The following is a 10,972-nucleotide window of genomic DNA, read 5'->3' on the forward strand; positions in this document are numbered from 1 at the left end:
GGCGCCGCCTCCGGTTCCTGCACGGAGAGATTGCCATGGCCGCCAGAAAGATAACGATCGATGTCGTCTCGGACGTCGTCTGCCCATGGTGCTTTCTGGGGCGCAAGCGCCTCGAAGCCGCTCTTGCCATGGTGCCGGAAGTGGAGGCGGAGGTGCGCTGGCGTCCCTTCCAGCTTGACCCTACCCTGCCGCCGCAGGGCAAGGACCGCCAAGCCTATATGCGGGAGAAATTCGGCAGCGGCGGGAAGATCGATGACATCCACAAGCAACTGACCGAGCTTGGCGAAGAAAACGGGATTGTCTTCGATTTCGATGGCATTGCCCGCGCGCCGAACACGCTTGATGCACATCGCGTCATCCATTGGGCAGCGCAGGCCGCCCCCGACACACAGGACCGCATGGTCGGCATGTTGTTCTCACTCTATTTCGAGCAGGGGCAGGATATCGGCGATCACGAGGTGCTGGTGGATGCGGCGGCAAGCGTCAGCATGGATGCGGAAGTGGTGGCCCGCCTTCTGCAAAGCGAGGCCGACAAGGACACGATCCGCGCGGAAATCGCCACCGCCAGCCGCATCGGCGTGCGCGGCGTGCCGTGCTTCATCATCGACCAGAAATATGCCGTCATGGGCGCGCAGACAGCCGATGTGTTGGCCGATGCCATCCGCCAGACAGCGGAAGGCTTTGAGCCGGGGATTGCCGAAGACCGGTAACTAACCCGCCGCGATCTTGGCAAGCTGCGTCATGATGACGGCGGAGCCGTTGAGGCGCTTTTCCGGCGTCGGCCAGTCGCGGATGAAGACGATGCTCTGGTCCGGCCTGATCTTCGCCATGGAACCCTGCTCGCCGATCATCTTCACCAGCCCGACCGGATTGTTGAAGGTCGCGTTGCGGAACTGGATCACCACGCCCTTCGGCCCGGCATCCAGTTTCTCGACATTGGCGCGGCGGCAGAGCGCCTTGATATAGACGATCTTGAGAAGGTGCTGCACCTCTTCCGGCATCGGGCCGAACCGGTCGATCAGTTCCGCCCCGAAGGCGTCGATATCCTGCGGCTCTTCCAGATCGGCGAGACGGCGATAAAGGCCAAGGCGCAATTGCAGGTCGGGCACATAGGCTTCCGGGATCATGACCGCCGTGCCGATGGCGATCTGCGGCGACCACTGGCTGTCTTCCACTTCGCCGGAGCCCTTCAGCGTCGCCACCGCTTCCTCCAGCATTTGCTGGTAAAGCTCGAAGCCCACTTCCTTGATATGGCCCGACTGTTCCTCGCCCAGCAGATTGCCCGCGCCGCGAATATCCATGTCGTGACTTGCAAACTGGAAGCCAGCGCCAAGCGTGTCGAGCGATTGCAGCACTTTCAGGCGGCGCTCGGCCATCTGCGTCAGCATCTTGCCCGCCGGGAGCGTGAACAGCGCAAAGGCGCGCTGCTTGGAACGGCCCACGCGACCGCGCAGCTGGTAGAGCTGCGCCAGGCCGAACATATCGGCGCGATGCACGATCATCGTATTGGCGGTCGGAATATCAAGGCCGGATTCCACAATGGTCGTGGAAAGAAGCACATCATACTGCCCGTCATAAAAGGCATTCATGATGTCATCCAGCACGCCCGGCGCCATCTGGCCGTGGGCCACGGCCACTTTCAGCTCGGGCACATGTTCCTTCAGGAATGCCTCGATATCCGTGAGGTCCGAAATGCGCGGGCAGACATAAAAACTCTGGCCGCCGCGATAGCGTTCACGCAGAAGGGTTTCGCGGATTACGAGCGGATCGAACGGCGAAACGAAGGTGCGCACCGCCATGCGGTCCACCGGCGGCGTGGTGATGAGTGAAAGTTCGCGCACGCCGGTCAGCGCAAGTTGCAGGGTGCGCGGGATCGGCGTTGCCGAAAGGGTCAGCACATGGACGTCGGATTTCAGTTCCTTCAGCCGTTCCTTGTGCTTCACACCGAAATGCTGCTCCTCATCGATGATGAGAAGGCCAAGGTTCTTGAACTTGATGGAACTGCCCAAAAGCGCATGCGTGCCGACGACAATATCGACCGTTCCCTCTTCCAGTCCCTTTTTCGTCGCGGCAAGCTCCTTCGCGCCGACAAGACGCGACGCATGGGCCACATTGATCGGCAGGCCGTGAAAACGGTTGGAGAAGGTCTTGAAATGCTGGCGCGAAAGAAGCGTGGTCGGCACGACCACGGCCACCTGGACGCCGCTCATGGCGGCGATGAAGGCGGCGCGCAGCGCCACTTCCGTCTTGCCGAAGCCGACATCGCCGCAGATGAGGCGGTCCATCGGCTTGCCTTCCGCAAGATCGTCCGCCACGGCCTCGATTGCCGTCAGCTGGTCGTCAGTCTCGTCATAGGGGAAACGGGCGGCAAATTCCGCATAAAGCCCATCCGGCGGCGTCATCACAGGCGCGCCGCGCATCTGGCGTTCGGCCGCGATCTGGATCAGATGACCGGCGATTTCCAGCAAGCGCTTTTTAAGCTTCGCCTTGCGCGCCTGCCAAGCGCCGCCGCCCAGCTTGTCGAGAACCGCATCCGAGCCTTCCGAACCATAACGCGACAGAAGCTCGATATTCTCGACCGGCAGGAACAGACGATCATCGCCCGCATAGTGGATTTCAAGACAGTCATGCGGCGCGCCCGCCGCCGTGATCGTCTTGAGGCCGATAAAGCGCCCGATGCCGTGATCGACATGGACGACGATATCGCCAGCCGTCAGCGAGGCGACTTCCGAGATGAAATCCTGGTCGCGCTTGCGGCGCCTTGAGCGGCGGATGAGCCTGTCGCCCAGAATATCCTGCTCCGCAACAACGACCAGATCGCCCGCATCGAAGCCGCTTTCGACCGCCAGAACAGCCGCCGTCACCTTGTCGCGCGACAGGGCCTTGACGGTGGAAAGCCGGTCGACGGTCTCGATCTTCTCCAGCCCGTGTTCATCGAGAACCTGGCAGAGACGGTCGAGCGAACCTTCCGTCCAGGCGGCGACCAGCACCTTTTTGCCGGAGGCGCGCAGGTCGGCAATATGCTTCACCACCGCTTCGAACAGGTTCACATCGGTTGCGGCGCGCTCCTCGGCAAAGCTGCGGCCCTTGTGCACATCGGCATGAACGACGGTACGGCCGGAAACTTCCGGCGCGCCGAAGGGCGTGAGGTCAATGCGCTGGCCAGCGGCTTCCGCGACGTCCTCGACCTGTTTCGGCGTGAGATAGAGCCTTTCCGGCTTCACCGGCTTGTAAGGCACGGCGTCGCTGCCCGCCTCCTTGCCTTCCGCCTGCCGCAGCCGCGCTTCATAATGATCCACAACCATGGTGTGGCGCTCGGTCAGCGCCTCATGCACCAGATGGTCGAACACGACAGGCATTGGCCCGGCATGATCGAAAACCGTCTCCAGATTATCATAGAAAAGCGGCAGCCAATGCTCCATGCCCGCGAAGCGGCGGCCTTCACTGATCGCCTGATAAAGCGCATCGTCGCGCTGCGGCGCGCCGAACATGGCGACATAATTCTTGCGAAACCGGCTTATCATATCGGGCGAGAGCGTGATTTCGCTCATCGGCTGAAGCACGAATTCCTTTCGGGTGCCGGTGGTGCGCTGCGAGGCGGGGTCGAAAGCGCGGATTGTTTCCAGCGTATCGCCGAAGAAATCGAGCCGCAGCGGTTCCTCCGCTCCCGGCGCATAAAGATCGAGAATGCCGCCGCGCACCGCATATTCGCCGACGTCGCGCACGGTGGAAACACGCTCGAACCCATTGCGTTCCAGCCGCGCGGCAAGATCGTTCATGTCAAGCTGGTTGCCGGGGCGCGCCGAAATCACCTGTTCGGCAATCGCGGCCTGCGGCGGCAATTTTTGCAGCACGGCATTGGCCGTGGTGAGGATGATTGCAGGATGCGGCGATTTTTTCAGCGCGGAAAGCGCGCTGAGCGCCGCAAGCCTGCGCGCTGCCGCATCCGCCCCCGGCGACACACGGTCATAGGGCAGGCAATCCCAGGCAGGCAGATGCAGCACCGGCAGGTCGGGCGAAACGAAACCCAGCACCTGTTCCAGATCGGCGATGCGCTGCCCGTCGCGCACGATATACATGATCGGCCCGCGTTCCCCGATCTCCTCCGCAAGACGCGCAAGGCAGAACGCCTCGAAACCGTCCGCCACACCGTCGATGACGATATGGCGCCCCTTATTCGCCATCGCGCCGGGCTTGAGGCCGAGTTTGCTGAAAACGGGCATAGTGTCTTTCTCAGAATTCTATACGGTCGCGGAACGCCACGATATCGCGGAAAAGCGGCGTGTCATATTCACCGGGAATGGAGCTCTCGCCCGTCACCCATTTCAGGAGGTCGCGGTCCAGAACTTCCAGAATATGCTCGAATTCGTTGAGCTGGTCGTCGGTGAAACCGACAATATATTCATCGGCATATTGCCCCAGAATCAGATCCATCTCACGCATGCCGCGATGCCAGGCGCGAAACAGAAGCTTGCGGCGCCGTATATCCAGATTTTCCGTCGCCAGAGTGCTGCCAGTCATCGTGAAAATGCTCCATTGGTCTTGTCGAGTGCCGGTATATAGCATCTGGGGCGCAAACGGGAACCCGTTTATCGGATAAGAACAAAAAGAGCACAGAAAGATTGGGCACCGCCCTTGCACCGCTGGGCGAAGCAGTTAATGTTTCGCGCCATGCGCCCATCCATGCTCGATCCGTTTTTTGCTTCCGTCCGTTCGCTTTCCGGCATTGGCCCGAAGGTTGCCGCCCTACTTGGAAAATTGCTGGGAACGGATGTACCGGGCGCAGAGCCGAAAGTGGGCCAGCTTCTATTTCTCCCGCCCCACAGCGTCATCGACCGGCGCAACCGGCCCGGCATCGCCTTTGCGCAGGAAGGCGCAATCGTCACGCTGGAAGTGACTGTCGATCAGCACCAGCCAGCACCGCAAGGGCGTGGCAATGTTCCCCATCGCGTCTTTGCGCATGACGATACGGGCGAAATCGCGCTGACCTTCTTCCACGCCCAATTGCCATGGCTGCAAAAGATGCTGCCGGAAGGTGAAACCGTCATCGTTTCAGGCAAGGTGGAATGGTTCAACGGGCGCGCTTCCATGGTGCACCCGGATTATATTGCAAGCATGGACGATGCCGCCAGCCTGCCGCTTGTCGAGCCGGTCTATCCGCTGACGGCTGGCCTGTCGCCAAAGACACTGGGGCGCGCGATCAAGGAGGCGCTGACCCGTGTGCCCGTCCTGCCCGAATGGATCGATGCGCCCTTGCTGGCGCGCGAACGCTTTCCGGCTTTCCGGCAAGCGCTCGGCACACTGCACCAGCCGGAAGAGCCTGGCGATATCGCGCTTGAAAGCATCACGCGGCGCAGGCTTGCCTATGATGAATTTCTGGCGGGCCAACTGGCGCTCGCTCTCGTGCGCGCCAGGACTCGCAGGCTTTCAGGCCGCCCGCTGGAGGGCACCGGCGCTATCGTGACGGACATCATGCGCCACCTGCCCTACCGCCTGACGAAGGCCCAGGAACAGGCCGTGCGCGAGATCATCACCGACCTCAAATCACCGCAGCGCATGTTGCGGCTTTTGCAGGGCGATGTCGGTTCCGGCAAGACCGTGGTGGGCCTGCTTTCCATGGCCCATGCAGCGGAATCTGGCGGGCAGTCGGCGCTCATGGCCCCAACGGAAGTGCTGGCGCGCCAGCACTTTGCAACCATCGCCCCGCTTGCGGAAAAAGCCGGGTTGAAAGCGGCCCTTCTCACAGGCCGCGAAAAGGGGCGCGACCGGAACGCTGTTCTGGAAGGGCTGAAAAGCGGCGATATCGACATCGTCATCGGCACGCATGCGCTGTTTCAGGAAAAGGTCGAATATCACGATCTGGTTTTCGTCATCATCGACGAACAGCACCGTTTCGGCGTGCATCAGCGCCTCATGCTGACCGCGAAAGGCTCCGCGCCGGACATGCTGGTGATGACCGCGACGCCGATCCCGCGCACGCTCGTCCTCACCGCTTTCGGCGACATGGATGTGTCGAAGCTCACCGAAAAGCCTGCCGGGCGCCAGCCCATCACCACCGCAATCGTGCCGATGGAACGCATGGGCGAACTGGTGGAACGGATCAGAAAGGCCATCAGCGAAGGCCAGAAGATCTACTGGATCTGTCCGCTGGTCGAGGAATCCGAGGTTGTTGAACTCACTTCCGCCGAAGAGCGTTTCGAGAGCCTCAAATCGGTTTTCGGCGCGCGGATCGGCCTTATCCATGGCCGCATGGGCGGAGCGGAAAAGGACGAGGCCATGCGCGCCTTCAAGCAGGGCGAAACGCGGCTGCTGGTGGCGACGACCGTGATCGAAGTCGGCGTGGACGTGCCCGATGCCACCATCATCGTCATCGAACATGCGGAACGCTTCGGCCTGTCGCAGTTGCACCAGCTGCGCGGGCGCGTGGGGCGCGGCGACCGGCCCTCGACCTGTCTTCTGCTCTATAAGGGGCCGCTTGGCGAAATCGCACAGGCGCGGTTGAAAGTGATGCGCGAAACGGAAGACGGTTTCCGCATCGCGGAGGAAGACCTGAAACTGCGCGGCGAAGGCGAGCTTCTCGGCACACGCCAGTCCGGCACGCCGGGTTTTCGTCTTGCTTCCATCGAGGCGCATGGCGACCTTCTGGAAATCGCCCGCAAGGATGCGCGCTATATTCTGACGAGCGACCCCGATCTGGAATCCGAACGCGGGCAGGCCCTGCGCGTGCTGCTCTATCTCTTCGGACGCGACGAGGCGATCCGGCTGCTTCGGGCCGGGTAGCACAATGGCCGCATCACGCGGCCATTTCCATTAACTTATCAAGATAGTGCTGTAGAGGCTTGATTACTCGACCGTAACAGACTTTGCCAGATTGCGCGGCTGATCGACATCGGTGCCCATGAGGACTGCCGTGTGATAGGCCAGCATCTGGATCGGCAGGGCATAGACGAGCGGCGTGATGAATTCAGGCACGTCAGGCAGAACGATGGTCGCCATCGTATCGACGCTCGCACCTTGCGCGCCCTTCTTGTCGGTGATGAGGATGATACGCCCGCCGCGCGCCGCCACTTCCTGCATGTTCGACACGGTCTTCTCGTAAAGACGGTCGGACGGCGCGATGACGATCACCGGTATGGTTTCATCGATGAGCGCAATCGGCCCATGCTTCAACTCGCCCGCAGCATAGCCTTCGGCGTGGATATAGGAGATTTCCTTGAGTTTCAGCGCGCCTTCCATGGCGAGCGGGAAGGACGTGCCGCGGCCGAGGTAAAGCACGTGATTGACCTTCGACAGATCGTGGCAGACGGCTGCGATCTGGTCTTCGAGCTTCAGGACCTGATTGATGAAACGTGGCGCTTCGCAAAGCTGGCGCACCAGTTCCTGCTCGCGGGCCTCGTCGATGGCGCCGCGTGCACGCGCTGCCGCAATGGCCAGCGAAGCCATGGCCGACAGCTGGCAGGTGAAGGCCTTGGTGGAGGCAACGCCGATTTCCGGTCCGGCCAGCGTCGGGAACACCGCATCGGATTCGCGCGCGATGGTGGAGCCGGTCACGTTGACCACCGAGGCGATTTTCAGCCCTTCCGCCTTGCAATAGCGCAGCGACGCAAGCGTATCCGCCGTTTCGCCCGATTGCGAAACGAACAGGGCGAGCGAGTCCTTCGAGAGCGGCATTTCGCGATAACGGAATTCCGACGCGATATCGCTGTCGACCGGCAGGCGGGCGATCTGCTCAAACCAGTATTTTGCAACCGTCGCCGCATAATAGGCCGTGCCGCAGGCGCTGATCGTCAGACGGTCGATCTTGCTGAAATCGACACCGATCGCTTCCTTGCGCACCTTGCCCGTCGCGAGATCGAGATAATTGGCAAGCGTGTGGGAAATGACTTCCGGCTGCTCGAACATTTCCTTCTGCATGAAGTGACGATGGTTGCCCTTCGACACCAGCATATTGGTGTTCTGCGACTTCTGGATCGGACGTTCAACCGGATTGTTGTCTTCATCAAAGATGCTGACGCCCTTGCGTGTCAGCACTGCCCAGTCGCCATCTTCCAGATAGGCGATGGTATCGGTAAAGGGCGCAAGCGCAATCGCATCGGAGCCGAGGAACATTTCGCCCTCGCCATAGCCGACGGCAAGCGGCGGTCCCTGACGTGCGCCGATCAGCAGTTCCTCGTCGCCGTCAAACAGGAAAGCGAGCGCGAAGGCACCTTTCAGATGCGGAAGGCTATCGCGCACGGCTTCCACCGGCGACTTGCCCTTTTCCAGTTCGCGCGTCACCAGATGTGCGACCGCTTCGGTGTCGGTTTCCGTTTCGAACGTGCAGCCTTCGGCTTCCAGCATCGCGCGCAATTCGGCGAAATTTTCGATAATGCCGTTATGAACGACGGCAAGGCGGGCAGTGATATGCGGATGTGCGTTGCGCTCCACGGGACGGCCATGCGTCGCCCAGCGGGTATGGCCGATGCCGATCACGCCGGGAAGCGGTTCGCCCGCAAGACGCTTTTCCAGATTGACGAGCTTGCCTTCGGCGCGGCGGCGATCAAGCTTGCCGTTCTGCAAGGTGGCGATACCGGCGGAATCGTAGCCCCGATATTCGAGGCGTTTCAACGCGTCCACGAGACGCGGAGCGACCTGGTCGTTTCCGATAATGCCAATGATTCCGCACATGAATGGTTGCTCCAAAAAGAAAGTCTGGCCTGTTGCAGCCTTTAAAGGCTTGGAAGCTCCACGGCAACCGGACTTGTTGCCGTCAACGCCCCCATCCGTTCAATTACTTTGAAGTGCTTTTAGCCGCTTTGATGGCGGCATACTTCTCCCGCAGGACCTTTCCCCGGCCTTCTTTCGTCTCCTGACGCGCACGGCCAAAGGCCAGCGCATCGGCTGGAACGTCCGCCGTGATGACGCTTCCGGAGGCGATATAGGCATTGTCGCCGATTTCCACCGGCGCAACGAGCGAGCTGTTGGAGCCGATGAAGGCATGGTCGCCGATGACGGTCCTGTATTTGTTGTAGCCATCATAATTGCAGGTGATCGTGCCCGCGCCGATATTGCTGGAAGCGCCGATAACCGCATCGCCGATATAGGTCAGGTGGTTGATCTTCGCGCCCTTGCCGACCTTCGCATTCTTCACTTCGCAGAAATTGCCGACCTTGGATTTTGTCCCCAGATCGGCGCCGGGGCGGAGCCGCGCAAACGGCCCGATCTCGGCCTTCTCACCCACTTGCGCACCTTCCAGATGTGAGAAGGAATGGATGAGAGCGCCCGACGCCACATGCACCGCAGGGCCGAAGAAGACGTTCGGCTCGATCACGACATCGGGTTCGATGATCGTATCATGGGAAAAGAACACGGTTTCGGGCGCGATCAGCGTCACTCCGGAAAGCATCATCTCCCGACGCCTGCGGTTTTGCCAGATGGTTTCGGCTTCCGCCAGTTCAGCGCGATTGTTGATGCCGATGACATTATCGACCGGCACTTCAATGGCGCTGACGTTCAGCCCCTTGCCATGTGCGATTGCGACGATATCGGTGAGGTAATATTCGCCCTTGGCGTTGTCATTGCCGACAGCATCAAGCAGCGCCAGCGCTTGTTGACCGCGCACCGCCATCAGGCCACCATTGCAGAAACCGATTTTCTTCTGATCGTCGGTCGCCTCTTTTTCCTCGACGATCGCGACAAGCTTGTCGCCCTCCTCGATCAGGCGGCCATAGCCGTGCGGGCTGACCGGGCGAAAGCCTATCACCACGACATCGGCCCCTTGGGCCAGCCGCTCGCGCGCGGCCAGCAGCGATTGCGCCTCGATCAGCGGCGTATCGCCAAAAACGATGAGAAGGTCGTCATAGCCGCGCTCAACGGCTTCGCGCGCGGCGAGAACCGCATGGGCCGTGCCGAGCCGCTCCTTCTGCTCGAAGGCCGAAACCGGACCGGCGATCTTTTCCACCGCGTCGCGCACTTCTTCCGCACCGCGACCGACCACAAGCGCGACATCGCTCTTGCCCGTGCCCCGCACCGCATTGACGACATGGCACACCAGCGGCAGGCCCGCCACGCGATGCAGCACTTTCGGCATATTCGATTTCATGCGTGTGCCTTCGCCAGCGGCAAGCACGATGGAAAGGCAGGTACGGTCTGTCATGGTGTCGTCCGAATTTTGAGGGCTTATCCGCACATAGCATCAAAGCGTATATGGAAGCTTACGCGCCAGTCTTCAGGAAAAGACCTTCGATTTGCCCGAGCGCAGGAAAGGTTTCAAGCATCCAGTACGAAAAAGATTGCATGCCGCCGGTCAGGAACAGGATACCCGCAACCACCAAAAGCGCGCCCATGGCTTTTTCCACCTTGCCGAGATGCACCCGGAAGCGGGAAAGAAAGCGCATGAATGCGCCGGAAAAAAGGGCTGCGATGAGAAACGGAATGCCAAGTCCAAGCGAATAGGTGGCGAGCAGAAGCGCCCCCTCGCCCACCGTGCTGCTGCCGCCTGCAAGCGTGAGGATCGGTCCCAGCACCGGCCCGATGCAGGGTGTCCAGCCGAAGGCAAAGGCAAGCCCCATGATATAGGCGCCGAGCGGCGAGGCAGGCGCATTGCGTGCCTGGAACCTGGCCTCCCGCGAGAGGAACGAAAGCCGCAGCACGCCCAGAAAGTTGAGGCCCATCAAAATGATGACGACGCCTGCGACAATGGCGATCTCCTGCTGCCAGGCGCGCAGAAACGCGCCGATGGACGATGCGCCCGCGCCAAGCGCCACGAAAACCGTGGTGAAACCGAGAACAAAACAAATTGCTGCAAAAGCCAGCGAACGGCGCGCCGAAGGCGCCGCCGCAACCGTTGTCGCCTTTTCCGCGCGAAAATCCTCGACGCTGACACCCGCCATGTAGCACAGATAAGGCGGCACAAGCGGAAGGACACAGGGCGACAGAAACGACAGCGCACCGGCGCCAGCCGCGGTCAAATATGAAATATCGAGCACCAATA

At 61.0% G+C, this 10,972-nt stretch carries 7 protein-coding genes; 2 read left to right on the forward strand and 5 right to left on the reverse strand.

The window, feature by feature from the left end; translation table 11 throughout:
* The first annotated feature begins 35 nt into the window (after positions 1-35).
* Positions 36-710: a DsbA family oxidoreductase gene (locus AVM02_RS09350; protein ID WP_411506691.1), complete on the forward strand. Its 675-nt coding sequence runs from the start codon at positions 36-38 to the stop codon at positions 708-710.
* On the opposite strand, the gene mfd is transcribed toward AVM02_RS09350, so the two are convergent.
* Both mfd and AVM02_RS09360 read right to left on the reverse strand, forming a co-directional pair.
* Entirely contained in the window at positions 711-4,223 is a 3,513-nt protein-coding gene (mfd, locus tag AVM02_RS09355; RefSeq protein WP_411506692.1) for a transcription-repair coupling factor, read from the reverse strand.
* Between the two features lie 10 nt (positions 4,224-4,233).
* The gene (locus AVM02_RS09360) at positions 4,234-4,521 is read right to left on the reverse strand and encodes a succinate dehydrogenase assembly factor 2 (protein ID WP_411506693.1); all 288 of its coding nucleotides are present in this window, start codon (positions 4,519-4,521) and stop codon (positions 4,234-4,236) included.
* Between the two features lie 138 nt (positions 4,522-4,659).
* Between AVM02_RS09360 and recG the strand changes: the two genes are divergently transcribed.
* Entirely contained in the window at positions 4,660-6,780 is a 2,121-nt protein-coding gene (gene recG / locus AVM02_RS09365; RefSeq protein WP_411506694.1) for an ATP-dependent DNA helicase RecG, read from the forward strand.
* 63 nt (positions 6,781-6,843) lie between these two features.
* On the opposite strand, the gene glmS is transcribed toward recG, so the two are convergent.
* The 3 genes from glmS to AVM02_RS09380 form a co-directional block, all read right to left on the reverse strand.
* Positions 6,844-8,667 carry a glutamine--fructose-6-phosphate transaminase (isomerizing) gene (glmS, locus tag AVM02_RS09370; RefSeq protein ID WP_411506695.1) on the reverse strand — a complete coding sequence of 608 codons (1,824 nt, stop codon included), beginning with the start codon at positions 8,665-8,667 and terminating at the stop codon, positions 6,844-6,846.
* A gap of 103 nt (positions 8,668-8,770) precedes the next feature.
* Complete coding sequence (gene glmU, locus AVM02_RS09375; RefSeq protein ID WP_411506696.1) at positions 8,771-10,135, reverse strand: bifunctional UDP-N-acetylglucosamine diphosphorylase/glucosamine-1-phosphate N-acetyltransferase GlmU; 1,365 nt, start codon at positions 10,133-10,135, stop codon at positions 8,771-8,773.
* Positions 10,136-10,193: 58 nt separating this feature from the next.
* Positions 10,194-10,967 carry a cytochrome c biogenesis CcdA family protein gene (locus tag AVM02_RS09380; protein WP_411506697.1) on the reverse strand — a complete coding sequence of 258 codons (774 nt, stop codon included), beginning with the start codon at positions 10,965-10,967 and terminating at the stop codon, positions 10,194-10,196.
* Between the last annotated feature and the right edge of the window lie 5 nt (positions 10,968-10,972).

It is taken from the genome of Brucella anthropi, from assembly GCF_046630315.1.
Classification (GTDB): Bacteria; Pseudomonadota; Alphaproteobacteria; order Rhizobiales; family Rhizobiaceae; genus Brucella; species Brucella anthropi_A.

Excerpts from the sequence above, each read along its gene's own strand:
- AVM02_RS09350 (WP_411506691.1), top strand. The coding sequence starts at position 36 with ATGGCCGCCAGAAAGATAACGATCGATGTCGTCTCGGACGTCGTCTGC.
- mfd (WP_411506692.1), bottom strand. The coding sequence starts at position 4,223 with ATGCCCGTTTTCAGCAAACTCGGCCTCAAGCCCGGCGCGATGGCGAAT.
- AVM02_RS09360 (WP_411506693.1), bottom strand. The coding sequence starts at position 4,521 with ATGACTGGCAGCACTCTGGCGACGGAAAATCTGGATATACGGCGCCGC.
- recG (WP_411506694.1), top strand. The coding sequence starts at position 4,660 with ATGTTTCGCGCCATGCGCCCATCCATGCTCGATCCGTTTTTTGCTTCC.
- glmS (WP_411506695.1), bottom strand. The coding sequence starts at position 8,667 with ATGTGCGGAATCATTGGCATTATCGGAAACGACCAGGTCGCTCCGCGT.
- glmU (WP_411506696.1), bottom strand. The coding sequence starts at position 10,135 with ATGACAGACCGTACCTGCCTTTCCATCGTGCTTGCCGCTGGCGAAGGC.